A 17,588-nucleotide genomic window follows, 5' to 3' on the forward strand; every position below is an offset into this window, starting at 1 on the left:
TCAGAACTCCAGCAGGACCGAACCGACCACCTCGGCGCCCGCGTGGCGTACCTGCTCGCCCAGGGCGGCCACGTCGTACAGCGAGGTGGCGTTCTTGTGCACCACCAGCAGCACGCCATGCGCGCGCGCCATGACGGGCAGCGCGTCGTGCGCGGTCAGCACGTCCGAGGTGTCGTACAGAACGATGTCGTGCAGCGCCTCCAGCTGGGCGTTGAGGCCGGTAAAGGCTTTGCGCGCCAGCAGCTCGGCCGGATTGGGCGGCAGCGTGCCGGCGCCCAGCACCGCCAGCGACTCGAAGGCGTCGATGCGCGTCACCGCCGCCATGGTGGCGCGGCCGGCCAGCATGTCCGACAAGCCGGCCTTGCCCTGCAGGTTGAAGATCGCACGCTGCGACGGCTGGCGCAGGTTGGCGTCCACCAGCAAGGTATTCTGCCCGAGCTGGGAAAACACCACGGCCAGGTTGGCCGCAAACAGGCTGGTGCCGCAACCCGGTTCGACGCCGACGATGGCCAGCGACTTGTGGCCGCGCGCGAACCAGCGCAGCATCAGCTGGCCGCGCACGGCGCGCAGCATTTCCACCTGGCGGCTGAACGGATCATAGGCCGCCACCAGGCGCGCCGAAAACTGCTTCTCGCCGCCCGGGATGTAGGGGTAGTCGAACTGGCGCGCCAGCGCCTGCTGCACGTCAGCCGCGCTGACCATGCCCAGCGCCTGGGCCGCTTCGCCAAAGCGCACCCCGGTTTCCTCCTGCATGCGCAGCACGGTATCGGTATTTTCCGGCGTCAGCTTGCCCGCTTCCTGCAGCAAGGCGCCGATGGTGGCATCGCCGGCGCCCAGCGGCGAGGCGGGATTGAAATGCAATGGACTGTTCATGGGCTTCTCCATTTTCAGCTTCAGCCCAGGCGCAGCTGTCGCGGCGCCTGCAGGCGCGGCAGGCCGAATCGGCGCGGCCGCGGTGGGTTCCAGTCAATCGTGGCCAGCACCGGGATCTGCGCCACGTCGGCCAGGTCGGCGGCCGAACGCACGCGGCGGTCGAACATCTCCGCCAGCATGGCGATGCCGATGCCCAGCATGCTGCCCAGCAGCAGCGACAGCACGGTGTTCAGCACCACGCGCGGGCCGGACGGTTCGATCGGCGGCACGGCGGGATTCAGCACCGACACGTCGGACTGGTCGCTGCCGCCCTCGATGCGGGTCTGCGAGACGCGCTGCGCGGCCTGGTCGAAGGCGCGCTGGGCGCTCTCCATGTCCTTGTTCAGCACATTCATCTCGTCGCGCTGGCGGTTCAGCTGCAGCACCTTGGCCTTCTGCTCGGCCAGGGCGCTGCGCAGCGCCGCTTCGCGCTGGGCGAACACGCTGGCGTTATTGCTGACCGAAGACGTGACCAGCGCGGCCTGCTCGTTCAGGCCGGCCCGCAGGCGCGCCACCTCGGCCGAGGCGCTCTGGTACAGCGGATGGTTGCGGCCCAGGCGCTGCCCCAGCTCGGCCAGCTTGGATTCCTGCTGCGCCAGGTTGATGCGCAAGTTCTGCACCACCGGGCTGGCCGTCACGTCGGGCGAGGCGCCGCCCATGCCGCGCGCCACCGACTGGCGCGAATTGGCTTCCATCGACTGCGCCTGGGCCTGCACCAGCTGGGCCGACAGGTCGTTCAGGCGCATCGATTCCACGTCGAGCCGGTTGTCCACGCTGACGATGCCGTGCTCCTGCTGGTACTTGGAGAGCTTGGACTGGGCCACTTCCAGGTTGTCGCGCAACAGCTTGAGCTGGGCGTTGAAGTAGCTGGTGGCCTTCTTCATCGGCTCGACCTTGAGCTGGACGTTGATCTTCTGGTATTCCTCGGCGAAGGCATTCGCCACCGCCGCCGCGAACTGCGGGTCGGACGCCTTGAAGGTCACGTTCAGCACCGAGCTTTCGCGCGCCGGCACGATATCGAGCTTTTTCTGCAGCAGCTCGGCCAGCCAGTCGCGCACCGAACCCTTGCCGCCGGTCGACTCGTTGAACTGTGCCATCACGGCCGGGCTGTCAGCCAGTTTCAGCTGGTCCACCACACGCAGCGCCACGTTCTTGCTGCTGATGATGTCGATCTGGGTCGCCATATAGCCGGGCATCAGCTGGCCCGGCAAGGCCATGCCGGTCAGCGGATCGACACCCTTGTAATTCATCACCAGTGAGCTGCTGGCCTCATAGGTCTTGGGCAGCAGCAGGCTGACGACGAGCGTGGCGGCGACCGTGACCAGCAAAGTCAGCAGCACGAGCTTCTTGCGCGCCTGAAGGATCAGGAGAAACTGGGCGAAATTCATAAGGCCTCCTTAGAACCAGCTCTCTTTGATGAGGATGACGTCGTCGACCTGCACCAGCTCATCGTTCTTGGCGGCGACCACATGGTATTGCCCATCGCCGTTGCGGCGCTTGATCTTGATGCCGCGTTCGGTGCCGCGCGGCGTCAGGCCGCCGCCCACGGCCAGCGCCTGGCTGACCGTCATGGCGCGCTCCAGCCGGAACGAGCCCGGGCGCTGCACTTCGCCGTAGATGTAGAAGCGCGGCGAGCGCTCGGCATAGATCACGTCGTTCGGCGCCAGCTCGATTTCCTTGTCGAGCGCGCCCATGCGCACCATGTCGACCACGTCGATCACGGTCTTGGTGGTCTTGCCGTCGCGCGTACGCACCACGCTGACCGTGTCGCCGCCTTCGGCGTTGAAGCCGCCGGCCTGGGCCAGCATGTCCATCACGCCGCGCTTGCCGCCGTCCAGCGGATAGCGCCCGGGCCGGTTGACCATGCCCAGCACCGACACCTGGGCGCTCTGGATTTGCGAAATGATGATGTTGACCTGGGCTGTTTTAAGGTAGCCCTTCTTCACCAGTTGTTCGCCGACCAGCTTTTCCGCCTGCTGCACCGTCAGGCCGCTGACCTTCACCTCGCCCAGCAAAGGGAAAGTGATCTTGCCCGATTCGCTGACCCGGGTTTCGATCCCCATGTCCGGATTGCCGAACACGGAAGCCTTGATCACATCGCCCGGCCCCAGCGTGATATCCGCCGCCTGGCTGGCGCCCGCACCCAATGCCAGCATCAGGCCCATCATCCACATCAGTACTCGTTTCATGATCGCTCCTCGCATCGTGAGTTATTTCAGGCCGGCGACGCCGCGTTCGGTGCCGGGGGCCGGAGCGCCGGCGGCCGCCACCGGCGCCGGCTGGTTCATATAGGCAATCTTGGCGCTGGCGCGCAGGCGCTTGACCTCCTGCTCCGCCGCCTCCTTACCCTTCTTCGCCATCAGGAATTGCTCGATCTGCGGCCGCGCCGCGTCCAGCTCCACCGGCGCAGGACGGATGTCGGCGATGGTCACCAGCATGCTGCGCTCGCCTTCGCGCACGATGAACAGCTGGCCTTTGGACAGGGCCATCAGCTTGGCCGACAGTTCCGGCGGCAGCTCCGAGCCGCTGCGGTTCAATTGCGCCCGCTGGTACCGGACCTTGTGCGCATCGAGCCAGGCGGCGACCTCGTCCAGCGAACGGGTCTTGTCCATCACGGCTTTCAGTTCATCCGTCACGTCACGGGTCGGCAGGATAATTTCGCGCATCTCGAAATGCTTGCGCTGTGAGAAGAATTGCGGGTTCTGGCTGAAGTAAGCCTCGACCTCTTCAGTCGTCGGCTTGGCCGGCGTGCCGATGCGTTTTTGCATATAGGCTTGCGCCAGGATCAGTGCGCGCGACCTTTCCATCGCTTGCACCACGCGCGGGTCGCGGTCCACCTTCTCCTTGGCCGCTTCGGCGATCAGGAGCTGGCGGTCAATCAGCGACTCCAGCACTTGCTTGCGGACCGCCTCTTGCTGTGTGGCTGATGAATTGGCTCGCGACAATTCATCGTTCAATTGCAGCACGGTGATTTCTTCACCGTTGACGCTGGCTAATGCCTGGCCTGGTTTGACTTCCGCCTTGTTGCCGCAGGCAGAAACCAACACGACCAGCAGTCCTGCACAAGCCCGCTTCGGGTTGATGTTCTTCAAGATATCCTCCCTCGACTGTTGCAACTCATTCTAATAGGGCGGCTGGCGCGCACGATTGACTCAATACGCGTTTTGCCGGTTCAGCACGACCTTTACCGTGCGCAAGATAATCCACAGGTCCAGCCACAAGGACCAGTGGCGCAGGTAGTCCAAGTCGTAGCGGATACGCGCCTCCATCTTTTCCAGGGTTTCCGTTTCACCGCGCAGGCCGTTGACCTGGGCCCAGCCGGTAATGCCCGGCTTGACTTTGTGGCGCAACATATAGCCTTTGATCAGCTTCCGGTATTGTTCGTTGTGGGCCACGGCGTGCGGCCGCGGTCCGACAATGCTCATCGTTCCTTGCAGCACGTTGATGAACTGGGGCAGTTCATCCAGCGAGGTGCGGCGCAGGAAAGCGCCGATGCGCGTGATGCGCGGATCGCGCGCCGTGGCCTGGCGCACCTCCGGGCCATCCTCGGTCACGCGCATGGAGCGGAATTTGTAGACGATGATTTCCTCGCCATACAGGCCATAGCGGCGCTGGCGGAAGATCACCGGGCCCGGCGAGCTGATCATCACAGCCAGCGCAATCGCCAGCATGACCGGCGCCATCATCAGCAGGATGGCGCTGCCCAGGATCACATCGCTGGCGCGCTTGACGATGCCGTCGAAGCCGACAAACGGTGTTTCGGTAATCGCCACCACCGGCATGCCGCCCACGCTGTCAAAGCGCGCCTGCATCAGGTCGAAGACGTAAATATCGGGCAGGAAATAGACCGAGGCCGTGGTGTCCTGCAGTTCATCGAGCAGCTTGCGGATGCGCGGCTGGGCCGAGATCGGCTGGCTGATGAAGATCATCTTGATGTGGTGGTCGCGCACGAAGCCGGCGACGGAGCCCATGTCGCCCAGCACCGGATGGTCGAGGTCCGGCTTGCGGCGCTCGGCCGTGCGGTCATCGAAGAAGCCGCGCACGCTGAGGAACAGGTTGGGCATGCGTTCCACCGTGCGTGCGAATTTGGTGCCGACCTCGTTGGCGCCCACGATCACGATGGAGCGCACTTCGCTTTCCTTGGCGGGGTCGGTGCCGACATGGCGCGCGGCAATGTGGCTGGTGAGCAAGGCGAACGGCGTGGCCAGGAACCAGCTCAGCACCACCGTTTCGTCATAGTGGTAGGCCAGGCCGCTGACCGTGCCGAGGAAGACCAGGATCAGGGCGGTGACGATCCAGCCCATGAAGATATCGCGCGCATAGGCCCCGATGCGGCCGCTGCGCCAGGTGCGGTAAGGGTCGACGTGCTCATAGACGGCGGAGGAAATGAAGAAGGCCAGCACCATCAGCACCAGCGAATAGCCGGTAAACGGCTCCCCGTACACCATCGACGTGGCGTACAGCGTCCCCATGATGATCAGCGGATCGAGCACACGCTGGAAGAAGGAGACCAGGGGAATATCGTTTACCGTCATCGTTGCTCCTCATTTCAGAATTGCACCGTCGCCATCAGTGACACGCCCTTGGCGCGGTAGTTGCCGGTACCGATCAGCGGGGTGCCGGTGCGGCGGTCCTTGAAGGCGGTGGCGCTGAGCTGGACCTTGCGCGTGGGCTGGTAGACCAGGCCGACATTGGTGCTGCGCACCGTGTCGTTGTGGTCGCCGTCGAAGGTGACATAGGGCATCTTTTCGAAATTGCGCTTCTCGCGGCGCACGCCGGCATTGGCCTGCAGCTTGGCCGAGATATCCCAGCTGGCGTTCAGGCTGGCGCCCTTGTTGATGCTCTGGTTGACCACCACGCTTTCCACCGCTGCGAATTCACGCCAGGCATCGGCCTTGAAGCGCAGTTTGACGCGCGGGTTCCACTTCAGCGTGACGCGGCCATTCAAGCCGCTGGTATCGCGCTCGGTGAAGGTGGCGTGCTTGCGGCGCGCATAGCCCGCCAGCACTTGCAGCTGGGTGATGTCGCTGTACAGCCAGTTGATATTGGCTTTCAGCTCGTCCTGGTCGTAGTTCTGGTCGAGGAAGGTGGTACCGATACGCAGCGGGTTCAGGAAGCTGCCCTTGATCTTGCGTGCCACCAGGCCGACCCGGCTGCCGCTGGCGGCCAGGTAGTCGATGCCGGCTTCGCTGAGGTCTTCCTTGCGGTTGTTCAGGGCCTGCACGCCCAGCTCGTAGTCGAAGCGGTCACGCTGGAAGCCGGCGCGCACGCGCCAGCTGGGATGGATGCGCCAGCCGCCGTTGGCATACATATGGCGCTGGGTACGCAGGTTGCGCTGCTCGACGTGATAATCATTGAAAGGCGTCAGGACCTGCTGGTAGCTGCCGCCGATATTGCCGTCGAACTGGTTGCCCAGCACCCAGGCCCAGTCCAGGCTAAAGTCCTTGCCGTTGTAATCGAGCTGGCTATAGTGGTCGAAAGTCACGCGCGACAGCTTGGCGTGGCCCGTCAGCCTTTGCCGCCCGATCGGGCGCTCCAGCAGGAAGCCGGCCTGCGCCTGCGTGGCGCGGTCGGAGCGCTGCACGCCGGGCGGAGTGTTATCCGGCAGGCGCAGCAGGTTGTTGTCGTAAGTCGAGCCCACCGTGATGAAGGGCTTGATGGTATCGCTGATGTCGGCCTGGGCAGGACAGCAAGCCAGGGCGGCAGCCAGCGCCAGCGGAGTTGGCAGTTTACGCATTTTTATTTTCACCAATAGGTCCAGCTACCCGTTGCAATGACCCATGCGGCCAGCAGGCCATTGGTCACCGCATGCCCCAGAATGGGAGTCCACAGCGTTTCGCTGCGCATGTACAGCAAGGTGTAGGCGATGCCGGCGACGATGCCGGCCAGCCACAGGTTATGTTCGACACCGAACAGAACAACAGAAACAGTTGCCGCGCGCCAGCCGGCACGGGCTGGGCGCAGCGACAGGAAATCGCGTTCGTGCAGCCAGCGCAGCAGGAAGGAGCGCCAGAACAGTTCTTCCATCGGCGGCACCAGCAATGCCGCCCCGGCGGCACGCACCAGCACCAGGAGCCAATCGATGCGGGCATCCTGGCCGACGGCATCAAAGCCGGTCGGCGTGCCAGCCTGCATCCATTCCGCGTCCAGCACGATCCACAGCGCAAATACCGCGGCGCCAACGCCGGCCGCCAGGAGCAGGTCGCGGCGCGCGGGCATGGCGCGCAATTCCTCGTAGTGCTTGCGCCAGGCGAACAGCATTGCCGCAACCAGAAGTATCTTGATGGGATATAACCAGCGCAGCAGCTGCGGATGCGCGCCCAGCCGCTGGGCCACATCGGCCACGATGATAAAGGCGATAAACGTGGCGAAAGGCAAGACACGCGGCAAGGCGGCAGCGTTGCTGCCTACAGGCAGCGTAAGGGCTGGTGGCTGCTGGTTCGTCACAGTCTGGCTCCTTGTTTGTTATGACGAGGCAAGAAAGTGCCTCGTCATTAAGGTTGCCAGATATTACAGCGGGCAATCGTGCGCAAGCGCACGAAAGTGAGAAAGAGCAAGGAATGGATTGAGTTACATCAAGCCTTATTCAAGGTAATACAACTTGCGACGACGCCCCTGCCCGGCCGTTCGCCGCCACTGCCGCGACACGCACCGTGCCGCGCGCGGAGATCGGACCGTTGACGCGCGCACTGCCTGCGTGCGGTGCGCTGCCGTCGGTGGTGTAATGCAAGGCAAAGCCGGGCAGCTGGTGGTTGGCGATGACCCGTCCCTGCTCGACGCGCAGGCCGGGCGGTGCGATACGATAGTCGACCGCCAGGCCTTCCGCATCCAGGCGCGGCAGTACGCGCTTGCCGAGCTGGTTGGCAAAGTGCGACCAGCCCGCCTTGCGCAGCTCCACCGCCCACGCTGCTTCGCGCTCGTTTACCCAGGCCGGTTCCGCCGCCCAGGCGCGTTCGGCCAGCGCCAGCATGCGCGGTACCAGCATGTAATCGAGGCGCCTGGTCCCGCGCACCAATTCAGTAAACAGCACGCCCTCCAGGCCCAGGATACGCTGGCGCCCCGCCTGGCTCAGGCGTTCGCCGCCGGCCGGCGCGGCAAGCGGATTGAAATCAAACACTTGCTCCAGCTCCGGCATGGCTGCCCAGGTCATGCCCGGTTCATCGGCATCGGCGTTGTAGGCCATATCGAAGTACAGCGTGGTGGCCGGCGCCAGCACGGTCTGGTAGCCGGCATTGGCCAGGCGATAGGCCAGGTCCGCCGCGTCGCCGACATTGTTCCAGGCGTAGACCTGGAAGCCGCTGCGGCTGAATGCCGGATTGGGAACCTGGCGGCGCTTGCCGTCTTGCAGGACGGAATGCGCGCCCAGCTCCTCCCATCCCGCCACGCGCAGCCCTTGCTGGCGCAGCATGCCGGCGACGCGCTGGTAGAAGTGGTCCCACAAGGCGCCAGTCGAATTCACGCCGAGCGCGCGCATCATGGCGATGCTGGCGGGCGACTTCTCCCAGGCGCCGGCAGGCAATTCGTCGCCGCCCACGTGCAGGGTTGCCAGCGGCGCGCCGGCTTCGCGGTGCATTGCCGCCACCTCGCGCACCACGTGTCCGACGAATGCGTAGGTGGAGGCGAGGCCGGGGTCCATCACGTTATCGCTGAAACTCTGCGCCGAGAAGTACTGCGACTGGTCGCCCGGATCGCGCAAGCGGTAGCGGGCCGCAGCCGCCGGGTCACTGCCCGACAGGCGGCGGAAGCGCTGCTCCATCGCGTACACGGCGGCGCGCGCATGGCCCGGCATTTCAATCTCGGGGATCACCTCGATGTGGCGCGCCTGCGCGTAACGCAGGATCTCAATATAGTCGGCGCGGCTGTAGAAGCCGCTGCCGTACGGGTCGTCCAGCGCGGGGCCGGAACCGTACACCGGCGGCAAATGCTCGGCCATGGTGAGCGTATGGCCGCGCCGCGCGCCGTAACCGGTCAGCTCGGGCAGGCCGGCAATGTCCAGGCGCCAGCCTTCGTCATCGGTGAGATGGAAGTGGAACTTGTTGAGCTTATAGCGCGCCATCAGGTCCAGCAGGCGCTTCACGTTTTCCTTCGACTGGAAATTGCGCGCCACGTCGAGCATGACGCCGCGATAGGCAAAGCGCGGCGCGTCAACAATGCGCAGGGCGGGCAGCTCCAGCGTGCGCCCGGCCGCCGGCACAGCGGGCAGCAAGTCGCGCAAGGATTGCAGGCCGCGGTAGACGCCCGCGGCCGAGTTGCCGGTCAGCGCGATGCCGCGTTTCGGATCGACCACCAGGGAATACGCTTCCGGTGATGCCATGCCCGCCACCTTGCCGATGGCGAGGGTCAGGCGCTGGCGGCGATCCGGCGCACCCAGGTAGGGCGCCAGCAGTGCGCGCGCCTGCCCGGCTTCGCGCTTCAGCCCCGGCGCGGCGGCGATATCCGGCATGGCAGCCATGCGCAGCACGCCCGCGCTGCGGGTCAGATGCTGCGGGGTGGGAAAGACTGGCGACAGCTGGTCTGGCGCGAGGTCGATGGTCGCGGCATTGCGCGAGAACAGCGATTCGGCGCTGGTCTGCGGACTGGCGGCAGCGGTGGCAGTCCAGGATGGCCGGTAGTCGGCAAGCGCCTTGCCGGCAGAGGGCTCGCCGTCCAGCACCATATACGGACTGCCGGGCGCGAGGCCCAGCTTGTTCAGCGCGACGGTGTAATGGTAGTCGGCAGCCACACTGGCGCCTGGCGCCAGTCCCGCAAAGGACGCCGCCGGACGCAGACGGTACAGGTGGGCACTGGCCTGTTCCAGCACCAGGCCATTGGCCAGCGGCGCTGCCTGCGGCACTTCCATGCTGGTGAAATACAGCGCCCAGCCAGCCGCCGGCAGTTGTTCCTGGCCGCGATTGACCAGGGTCAGCCGCGCCAGCGAACGGTCGCGGCCCTGGGGCTGCGCCTCATTGCGCACCAGCTCCCAGCGCAGCTGCAATTGATTGACATCGAATGCCGCCAGGGCCGCAGACGCCAGCGTCCACATGGCCGCACCGGCCACCACTTTTTTGAAAACCATACCGCTCATCCTCCGCCAGAATGCGTCAGAGCGGTAAAGTCTCAAATTGTTGACTCTACGTCAAGAGTTTCGCGATTCAATTGCTTCCCAGCGCTCCAGCGCGGCCAGCAATTCCTCTTCAATCTGCGCCACGCGATCGTTCAGGCGCTTGGCTTCGGCCGGAGTCTTCTTGTAGAAGTCAGGATCGGACAGCGTCAGGTTCAGCGCGGTCTGCTCGTCTTCCAGCTTGGCGATCAGCTGCGGCAACTCTTCCAGTTCGCGCTGCTCCTTGTAGCTCAGCTTTTTCTGCTTGGCTGGCGCGGCAGCGGCGGCCGGCGCTGGGGCAGCAGCTTTGACGTCGGCCTTCTTGGCGGCAGCAGCCGCGACCGCCGGCGCGGCGTCCCGCACGCGCTCCCAGTCGCTGTAGCCGCCCACGTATTCCTTCCACTGGCCCTGCCCTTCGGCCACCACCACCTGGGTCACCACATTGTCCAGGAACATGCGGTCGTGGCTGACGAGGAAGACGGTGCCTGCATAGTCTTCCAGCAGCTCTTCCAGCAACTCGAGCGTATCGATGTCCAGGTCGTTGGTCGGTTCGTCCAGCACCAGCACGTTGGCTGGCTTGGCGAACAGGCGCGCCAGCAGCAGGCGGTTGCGTTCGCCACCGGACAGCGAGCTCACCAGCGAACGCGCACGCTGCGGTTCGAACAGGAAGTCGCCCAGGTAGCTCATCACATGCTTGCGCTGGCCATTGATTTCGACCCAGTCGCTACCCGGTGCAATGGTGTCGGCCAGGGTGGCGTTGTCGTTCAGCTGCGCACGCATCTGGTCGAAGTACGCCACTTGCAGCTTGGTGCCCTGCTTGATGGTGCCGCTATCGGGCTGCTCTTCACCCAGGATCAGTTTCAGCAGCGTGGTCTTGCCGGCGCCGTTGGCGCCGATCAGGCCGATCTTGTCGCCGCGCAGGATGATCGAGCTGAAGTCCTTGACGATGACTTTGGCGCCGTAGGCCTTGTTGACATTCTCGAGCTCCGCCACGATCTTGCCCGAACGTTCGCCGGTACCGACTTCGAGCCGCACCTGGCCTTGCTGCTCGCGGCGCGCTGCGCGCTGCTCACGCAGGCGTTCCAGGCGGCGCACGCGGCCCTCGTCGCGGGTACGGCGCGCTTGCACGCCCTTGCGGATCCACACTTCTTCCGCCGCCAGTACCTTGTCGAACTTGGCGTTTTCGATTTCCTCGATCGCCAGTTGTTCCGCCTTGCGCACCTGGTAGGTGGTGAAGTTGCCGGGATAGGACATCAGGTTGCCGCGATCCAGTTCGATGATGCGGGTCGCCACGTTATCCAGGAAGGAACGGTCGTGGGTAATGAACAGGATGCTGCCCTTGAAATCACGCAGCAGCGCTTCCAGCCATTTGATGGAATTGAAGTCCAGGTGGTTGGTCGGCTCGTCCAGCAGCAGCACATCGGGTGCGCCCACCAGGGCGCGCGCCAGCGCTGCACGCTTCTTGGTGCCGCCGGACAGGGTTTCGACCAGTACCGAGCCATCCAGGTTCAAGCGGCCCAGCACGGTTTCCACCTTGTTTTTCAGGTTCCAGGCATCGCCCGCGTCCAGCTTGAGCTGGATATCGTGCATGCGCTCCATCAGCGCATCGTCGTTGCCCTGGCCGAACTGGCCGGTCAGTTCGTCGTATTCCTTCAGCAGCAAGGGCAGCTCGCCCAGACCGGAGGCCACCGCATCGTGCACGGTCTGGCCGGCCTCGAATTGCGGCTCCTGCTCGACGTAGACGATTTTCAGGCCCTGCTGCATGACCAGCAGGCCGTCATCCAGCTTCTGCATGCCGGCGATGATTTTCAGCAGGGACGACTTGCCGGTGCCGTTGCGGCCAATCAGGCCGACACGCTCCCCGGTCTCCAGGGAAAATTCAGCGTGGTCCAGCAGGGCGTGGTGACCGAAGGCGAGTTGTGCAGAAGTTAAGGAAATGACAGCCATGGGGTTGTGGATCTTGACGGGAAAAGGCGCATTTTACCTGTTGCCAGCCCGTCAGCTATAATTGCGCTCGCTTTGCGTCCTCCCCGTAGCACAATGGATAGTGCACATGCCTCCTAAGCGTGGGATACTGGTTCGATTCCAGTCGGGGGGACCAACAGCACCTTCCGGGAACTTTTCCCCGCCTCCCCTGTCCTACCTCAATATCCACACGCGCCAGTCGCGGCAAAGTAGAAAGAACTTTGCTGCGGAGGCCCTATGGATACCGAAATTCGTCTTGTAAAGGTGGAGCAAGAGGTGGACACACTAAAGGTTTTAGTCGAAAAGAACTCTCGGATCACCGAAGACCTGCGCCATACGATGGATCGCAGATTTTCAGACGAGCATGCTTGGGCTGAGCGCCAGTTCGCGGAGATACGCAAGGAGATGAGTATCAATTTTCGCTGGCTCCTCGGCATCATGCTAACCGGCTTCACCGCGATCCTGGGTATTTTGGGCCGCATTGGCGGCCTCTACTGATTACTCCACGAACGGCTCGACGGAGACGTGTTTGCCGACCAGGCGGGCGTCGGCGACTGCGCGCAAGGGGGACATGTCGAGGTCCGACCGGTGCGCGGCGATCAGGCGGGCGAAGTGCTCGTACATGCGCGGATATTCGCGCTCCGGCTCGTCCAGCACGACTTTGCCATTCACCTCCATCACCTTGCCGCCCATGTGCAGCGCCAGCGTTTCTCCACCGGCGGCTGCAACATAGATGCTCCAGGTCTGCACGCCTTCCTGCAGGAAGTCGAAATGCGCCTCGATCGGCGTGCCGTGCCCGCCTTTCATGCGCAGGTCGGCCTGGATTGGTTCGTTGCAGTTGGAGGGCACACGCAGTTCGGCGCCCTGCACCACCACACCGCCGCCCAGCAAGCGGGTCACGATCGACAGCGCGTTGATGCCTGGATCGAACACGCCCATGCCGCCCGGTTCGAAAATCCAGCGCTGGCCGGGATGCCACTGGCGCACATTCTCGCGCCATTCGATGCGGATCGATTCGATGCTGCGCGACGCCATCCATGCCCGCGCCGGTTCAACGCCCGGTGCGAAGCGCGAGTGCCAGCCGGCCAGCACTGTCACGCCGCGCGCCTCGGCCAGCGCCTGCAGCGCTTCGCCTTCGCCCAGCGTGGCGGCAGGCGGCTTTTCGAGGAAGACGTGGCGGCCGGCGGCGATGGCCGCTTCCGCAATGGCTTGCCGCACCTGCGGCGGCGTGCAGATGGCTACGGCCTCGATCTCTGGATGCGCCTGCAGCATTTCGTCCAGGCTGCGGTAGACGTCCAGCCCTTCCACTTCACTGCGCGGCGAGCAGCCAGCCACCAGCTCTAGCCGGGGATTGTTGCGGATGGCCGGGATGTGCTGGTCGACCGCGATCTTGCCCAGGCCAACCAGGCCAATCTTCAGCGTGGCCGCGCGGAAGCGCGACTCCGGCAAGCCCTGCACGTCCAGCGGCTGCTGGAACAAACCGCCCGAGTGCGGTGCGGCTGCCAGCTGCGTGTCGTCCATGTCCTTGCGCGCGGTGGTGGCGTACAGCGTATCCAGCTGCGCCCCGCCGAACGCCACGCAGCTCGGTTGCGGCGCGGCCAGCGGCACGGCGCGGTCAACCTTGCCATCCGGCGTGAAGCGCACCACCTGGCTGGCGCCCCAGCGCGCACTCCACAGGCATCCCTGCGCGTCGATGGCAGCGCCGTCCGGCTCGCCCGGCACCACATCGGCGGCGACGAACACGCGTGGCTCGCCCTGCGCGCCGGTCAATGGATCGTAATCGCAGCAGCGGATCGCACCATCCTGCGAATCGGTGAAATACATGGTGCCGCCATCGGGGCTGAAGCAAATACTGTTGGCGATGGCCGCCGGCGGCAGCGGCAGGCGCTCCAGCGTCAGGTCGGCATTCAAACGATAGAAGCCGCCGATGGGAGCTTTCGGATTGCTCGCCTCATTGAACATGCCGAACACAAAGCGGCCCTGCCGGTCGCAGCGGCCGTCGTTCAGGCGGGTGCCCGGCTGGTCGGCCTCGACCTCGCAAATGCGGGTCAGCTCGCCGCTGGCGAAATCGAAGAACGCCAGGCCGGATGCCAGGCCGACCAGCAAGCGCTGGTCATCATCGGTCAGCGCAAAGCAGCACAGGCGCTCCGGCATGGGCCAGCTGTGGGTCTCCCCGCTGGCCGGAGTATGGGCATACAGCGCCGAGCGCTGGATATCGGTCCACAGCACGCGCCCGGTACGTTCGCACCACAGCACGCATTCGCCCAGCGTATTACGCCCATCTACCAGTAACTGCATATCTCCTCCTGTCCTTATGTTTCCCATTCTAGCGGCGCGCGGGGGGAACTGCATGCCGGCATATCGCTTTGATATAGCTTGCAAGCGATTATTCATGCTTGGCGCGCCAGGCGCCCCGCTACACTGGCAGCATGAAGATCACAAAACTCACCACCTACCGCATCCCGCCACGCTGGATGCTCCTGAAAATCGAGACCGACGAAGGCGTTGTCGGCTGGGGCGAACCTGTCATCGAAGGCAAGGCGCGCACCGTCGAAGCAGCGGTGCACGAATACTCGCAATACCTGGTGGGCCAGGACCCGGCCCGCATCAACGACCTGTGGCAGATGATGTACCGCGCCGGCTTCTATCGCGGCGGCGCCATCCTGATGAGCGCGATCGCCGGCATCGACCAGGCCCTGTGGGACATCAAGGGCAAGGTGCTGGGCCAGCCGGTGTACCAGCTGCTGGGCGGCCTGGTGCGCGACAAGATGAAGACCTACAGCTGGGTAGGCGGCGACCGCCCGGCCGACGTGATCGAAGGCATCCGCCGCCTGCGCGAAGCCGGCTTCGACACCTTCAAGATGAACGGCACCGAAGAACTGGGCATCATCGACAGTTCCCGCAAGGTGGATGAGGCGGTGCAGCGCGTCGCCGAAATCCGCAGCGCCTTCGGCGACAGCATTGAGTTCGGCCTGGACTTCCACGGCCGCGTGGCCGCGCCGATGGCCAAGGTCCTGCTGCGCGAGCTGGAGCCGCATCGCCCGCTGTTCGTGGAGGAGCCGGTACTGGCCGAGCAATACGAGTACTACCGCGCGCTGGCCGACCACACCTCGATCCCGCTGGCGGCGGGCGAGCGCATGTACTCGCGCTTCGAGTTCAAGCGCGTGTTCCAGGAAGGCGGCCTGTCCATCGTGCAGCCGGACCTGTCGCATGCCGGCGGCATCACCGAATGCGTGAAGATCGCCGCCATGGCGGAAGCCTACGACATCGCCCTGGCCCCGCACTGCCCGCTTGGCCCGGTGGCGCTGGCCTCCTGCCTGCAGGTGGACTTCGTTTCGCACAATGCCGTGCTGCAGGAGCAAAGCATGGGCATCCACTACAACCAGGGCGGCGAGGTGCTGGATTACGTGAAGAACAAGGAAGACTTCAAGCTCACCGACGGCTATATCCAGCCGCTGCCCAAGCCGGGCCTGGGCGTGGAGGTCGACGAGGAGCGCGTGATCGAAGCAAGCCGCAATGCGCCGGACTGGCGCAACCCGGTCTGGCGCCACGCGGACGGCAGCATCGCCGAGTGGTAAGCGAGGGGACTGCATGGCGTTTGACGGACGGGTACTGCTCAACTATGATGGGCAAGTCCTCGCCGTCAGAACGCAGATGTCCGACCCACGCTCACAACGCTTCGTACGCTCCTACCTGAAGACCAAGCACCTGGTGCTGCTGGTGGAATTGGGCCGCCATGGCTCGATCATGCATGCCGCCCAGGCGGCCAACCTGACGCAGCCCGCCGCCTCCAAGCTGCTGGGCGAACTGGAACATGCGCTCGGCGTCACCCTGTTCGAGCGCCTGCCGCGCGGCGTGGTGCCAACCTCCTATGGCCAGACCCTGATCCGCCGCGCCGGCGCCGCACTGGCCGAAATGGATGCCGCCCACCAGGAAGTGGTTGAACTGCAGTCCGGCCTGCGCGGCCGGGTGGCGATCGGCGCTATCCTGACGCCGGCAGCTACCCTGGTGCCGCCCGCCGTCACCCTGCTCAAGGAACGCCATGCGCAGCTGCACGTATCGATCGATGTCGACAGCAGCCGCCAGTTGCTGGAGCGCTTGCGCGCGGGCGACCTGGATATCGTGATCGGGCGCGTGACCGATGCATCGATCGCTGCCGAACTCAATTTCGAACCGATCACCGACGAACCGCACTGCCTGGTGGTGCGCAATGGCCACCCCCTGCTCGCGCGCGGCGAGATCACGCTGGCCGAACTGGCGCGCCAGACCTGGATCCTGCCGCCGGAGGGCAGCGTGGTGCGCGAACGGCTGGTCGCCCTGTTCATGTCGCAAGCGCTTGAGCAGCCGGCGGAAACCATCTCCACCATGGCGCTGCCGGTCGTCACCCAGCTGCTGATGGGCAGCGACATGGTGGCGCCGATGGCCATCAAGCTGGTGCAGCCTTTCCTGGACAGCGGCCTGCTGGCCGTGCTGCCGATCGACCTGCACCTGCGGATGGACGTCTACGGCTTCATCACGCGCCGCAACCACAAGCTCTCGCCCGGCGCCGAATCGATGCTGGACACGCTGCGGGAGCTGGCCCGCTATGCCAAAAACTGATAGCGATTCGCAAAAACTCCCATAGCGGGGCCCTGGGCGCTGGCGTAGCATGTTCCCATGAATACCTCCGCCTACACTCCCAAGCAAATTCTCGGCATCGACTGGGGCACCAGTAACCGCCGGGCCTATTTAATCGACGCGAACGGCGCCTGCACGCTGCGCCACTCGGACGACCAGGGCATGTTGGCCGTGCGTCCCCATTTCGCCCAGTCCATCGAGGACCTGCTGGCGGCCATGGGGCTGCCCTCAGATACGCCGGTAATCGCCTCCGGCATGGTGGGCAGTGCGCAAGGCTGGCACGAGGTCCCATATCTCGACGCCTCCGTGCCGCTGCGCAAATTGCCGCAGCACCTGCTGCGCGTGGCGCCCGACCGTTTCATTGTGCCCGGCTACTGCCAGCGCGGCGAAGATATCGACGTGATGCGCGGCGAAGAGACGCAGCTGCTTGGTGCGCTGGCGCTCGGCCACGCCGATGGCTGGGTCGTACTGCCAGGCACCCATAGCAAATGGGTGCTGTTGCGCGATGGCGTGATCCAGCAGATCCGCACCTTCATGACCGGCGAGCTGTATGCCACGCTGGGCGCCCACGGCACGCTGGCGCCGCTGATGGGCGGGCCCGAAAGCGAGGCCGCCTTCGCAGAAGGCATGCAAGCGGCACGCCGGCGCGCCCCGCTCAGCAACGCCCTGTTCCGCGTGCGCGCGCGCGTGGTGGCGGGCGCCATGCCGGCGGCGGATGCGCGTTCCTTCCTGAGCGGCCTGCTGATCGGCACCGAATTCGTGGCGGCGCAGGATGCGTCGGACACCATCATCTCCATCGCTTCGCCGGCCCTGCAGCAGCTGTATGCCACCGCCGCAGCGCAGTTCGGCCTGCAGCTGGACGGGCTCGACCCGGACCGCGTTTACTGCGCCGCACTGGCGCGTTTTTTCGATTGAAAGCCCACATGAATCCAAACCAGTTTGAATTGCCCCTGGTCGCCATCCTGCGCGGCCTGTCCCCCGGCCCCCCGCCCCGGGGGGGGGGGGGCCAGGGGGG

General features: G+C 64.9%; 14 protein-coding genes, 1 tRNA gene and 1 pseudogene. 5 read left to right on the forward strand and 11 right to left on the reverse strand.

Going from position 1 to position 17,588, the window contains the following annotated elements; translation table 11 throughout:
* The 9 genes from epsG to AAHE99_RS17125 form a co-directional block, all read right to left on the reverse strand.
* Entirely contained in the window at positions 1 to 873 is an 873-nt protein-coding gene (gene epsG, locus AAHE99_RS17085; protein ID WP_342118559.1) for a chain length determinant protein tyrosine kinase EpsG, read from the reverse strand.
* 20 nt (positions 874 to 893) lie between these two features.
* Positions 894 to 2,300 carry a chain length determinant protein EpsF gene (gene epsF, locus AAHE99_RS17090; protein ID WP_342118560.1) on the reverse strand — a complete coding sequence of 469 codons (1,407 nt, stop codon included), beginning with the start codon at positions 2,298 to 2,300 and terminating at the stop codon, positions 894 to 896.
* A gap of 9 nt (positions 2,301 to 2,309) precedes the next feature.
* Entirely contained in the window at positions 2,310 to 3,101 is a 792-nt protein-coding gene (gene epsE / locus AAHE99_RS17095) for a polysaccharide export protein EpsE (protein ID WP_342118561.1), read from the reverse strand.
* 21 nt (positions 3,102 to 3,122) lie between these two features.
* On the reverse strand, positions 3,123 to 4,004 hold the full coding sequence (locus tag AAHE99_RS17100) for an EpsD family peptidyl-prolyl cis-trans isomerase (RefSeq protein ID WP_342118562.1): 882 nt from the start codon (positions 4,002 to 4,004) through the stop codon (positions 3,123 to 3,125).
* Between the two features lie 60 nt (positions 4,005 to 4,064).
* Positions 4,065 to 5,447 (reverse strand): undecaprenyl-phosphate glucose phosphotransferase, encoded by a 1,383-nt coding sequence (locus AAHE99_RS17105; RefSeq protein ID WP_342118563.1) that lies wholly within the window; start codon positions 5,445 to 5,447, stop codon positions 4,065 to 4,067.
* Positions 5,448 to 5,461: 14 nt separating this feature from the next.
* The gene (gene epsL / locus AAHE99_RS17110; protein WP_342118564.1) at positions 5,462 to 6,649 is read right to left on the reverse strand and encodes an XrtB/PEP-CTERM-associated polysaccharide biosynthesis outer membrane protein EpsL; all 1,188 of its coding nucleotides are present in this window, start codon (positions 6,647 to 6,649) and stop codon (positions 5,462 to 5,464) included.
* Between the two features lie 8 nt (positions 6,650 to 6,657).
* Positions 6,658 to 7,359 carry a CAAX prenyl protease-related protein gene (locus AAHE99_RS17115; protein ID WP_342118565.1) on the reverse strand — a complete coding sequence of 234 codons (702 nt, stop codon included), beginning with the start codon at positions 7,357 to 7,359 and terminating at the stop codon, positions 6,658 to 6,660.
* A 139-nt stretch (positions 7,360 to 7,498) separates the two neighbouring features.
* On the reverse strand, positions 7,499 to 9,967 hold the full coding sequence (locus AAHE99_RS17120; protein ID WP_342118566.1) for a family 20 glycosylhydrolase: 2,469 nt from the start codon (positions 9,965 to 9,967) through the stop codon (positions 7,499 to 7,501).
* A 60-nt stretch (positions 9,968 to 10,027) separates the two neighbouring features.
* Positions 10,028 to 11,938, reverse strand: a complete 1,911-nt coding sequence (locus tag AAHE99_RS17125; RefSeq protein WP_342118567.1) for an ATP-binding cassette domain-containing protein — start codon at positions 11,936 to 11,938, stop codon at positions 10,028 to 10,030.
* A 79-nt stretch (positions 11,939 to 12,017) separates the two neighbouring features.
* Here AAHE99_RS17125 and AAHE99_RS17130 point away from each other — a divergent pair.
* A tRNA-Arg gene (locus AAHE99_RS17130) sits at positions 12,018 to 12,092 on the forward strand.
* Positions 12,093 to 12,193: 101 nt separating this feature from the next.
* Positions 12,194 to 12,454 (forward strand): hypothetical protein, encoded by a 261-nt coding sequence (locus AAHE99_RS17135; protein ID WP_342118568.1) that lies wholly within the window; start codon positions 12,194 to 12,196, stop codon positions 12,452 to 12,454.
* Here AAHE99_RS17135 and AAHE99_RS17140 read toward each other — a convergent pair whose 3' ends face one another.
* Together AAHE99_RS17140 and AAHE99_RS17145 are read right to left on the reverse strand one after the other, a co-directional pair.
* Positions 12,455 to 13,375 (reverse strand): Gfo/Idh/MocA family protein, encoded by a 921-nt coding sequence (locus tag AAHE99_RS17140; protein WP_342118572.1) that lies wholly within the window; start codon positions 13,373 to 13,375, stop codon positions 12,455 to 12,457.
* 120 nt (positions 13,376 to 13,495) lie between these two features.
* A pseudogene (locus AAHE99_RS17145) lies at positions 13,496 to 14,350 on the reverse strand (SMP-30/gluconolactonase/LRE family protein); the annotation flags it as partial.
* Between the two features lie 35 nt (positions 14,351 to 14,385).
* On the opposite strand from AAHE99_RS17145, the gene dgoD reads away from it, so the two are divergent.
* From dgoD to AAHE99_RS17160, 3 genes are all read left to right on the forward strand, one after another.
* A complete protein-coding gene (gene dgoD, locus AAHE99_RS17150; RefSeq protein ID WP_342118569.1) occupies positions 14,386 to 15,534 on the forward strand; it encodes a galactonate dehydratase in 1,149 nt (382 codons plus the stop codon).
* A gap of 76 nt (positions 15,535 to 15,610) precedes the next feature.
* A complete protein-coding gene (locus AAHE99_RS17155; RefSeq protein ID WP_342118570.1) occupies positions 15,611 to 16,555 on the forward strand; it encodes a LysR substrate-binding domain-containing protein in 945 nt (314 codons plus the stop codon).
* 57 nt (positions 16,556 to 16,612) lie between these two features.
* Positions 16,613 to 17,488, forward strand: coding sequence for a 2-dehydro-3-deoxygalactonokinase (locus tag AAHE99_RS17160; protein WP_342118571.1), 876 nt, complete (start codon positions 16,613 to 16,615; stop codon positions 17,486 to 17,488).
* Positions 17,489 to 17,588 lie beyond the last annotated feature (100 nt).

Source organism: Pseudoduganella sp. OTU4001, assembly GCF_038440195.1.
GTDB lineage: Bacteria > Pseudomonadota > Gammaproteobacteria > Burkholderiales > Burkholderiaceae_D > Rugamonas.

What these genes read in the sequence shown, in the direction of transcription:
- AAHE99_RS17125 (WP_342118567.1), bottom strand. Translation starts at nt 11,938, where the DNA reads ATGGCTGTCATTTCCTTAACTTCTGCACAACTCGCCTTCGGTCACCAC.
- epsL (WP_342118564.1), bottom strand. Translation starts at nt 6,649, where the DNA reads ATGCGTAAACTGCCAACTCCGCTGGCGCTGGCTGCCGCCCTGGCTTGC.
- AAHE99_RS17120 (WP_342118566.1), bottom strand. Translation starts at nt 9,967, where the DNA reads ATGGTTTTCAAAAAAGTGGTGGCCGGTGCGGCCATGTGGACGCTGGCG.
- epsF (WP_342118560.1), bottom strand. Translation starts at nt 2,300, where the DNA reads ATGAATTTCGCCCAGTTTCTCCTGATCCTTCAGGCGCGCAAGAAGCTC.
- epsE (WP_342118561.1), bottom strand. Translation starts at nt 3,101, where the DNA reads ATGAAACGAGTACTGATGTGGATGATGGGCCTGATGCTGGCATTGGGT.
- AAHE99_RS17160 (WP_342118571.1), top strand. Translation starts at nt 16,613, where the DNA reads ATGAATACCTCCGCCTACACTCCCAAGCAAATTCTCGGCATCGACTGG.
- AAHE99_RS17155 (WP_342118570.1), top strand. Translation starts at nt 15,611, where the DNA reads ATGTCCGACCCACGCTCACAACGCTTCGTACGCTCCTACCTGAAGACC.
- AAHE99_RS17105 (WP_342118563.1), bottom strand. Translation starts at nt 5,447, where the DNA reads ATGACGGTAAACGATATTCCCCTGGTCTCCTTCTTCCAGCGTGTGCTC.
- dgoD (WP_342118569.1), top strand. Translation starts at nt 14,386, where the DNA reads ATGAAGATCACAAAACTCACCACCTACCGCATCCCGCCACGCTGGATG.
- epsG (WP_342118559.1), bottom strand. Translation starts at nt 873, where the DNA reads ATGAACAGTCCATTGCATTTCAATCCCGCCTCGCCGCTGGGCGCCGGC.
- AAHE99_RS17135 (WP_342118568.1), top strand. Translation starts at nt 12,194, where the DNA reads ATGGATACCGAAATTCGTCTTGTAAAGGTGGAGCAAGAGGTGGACACA.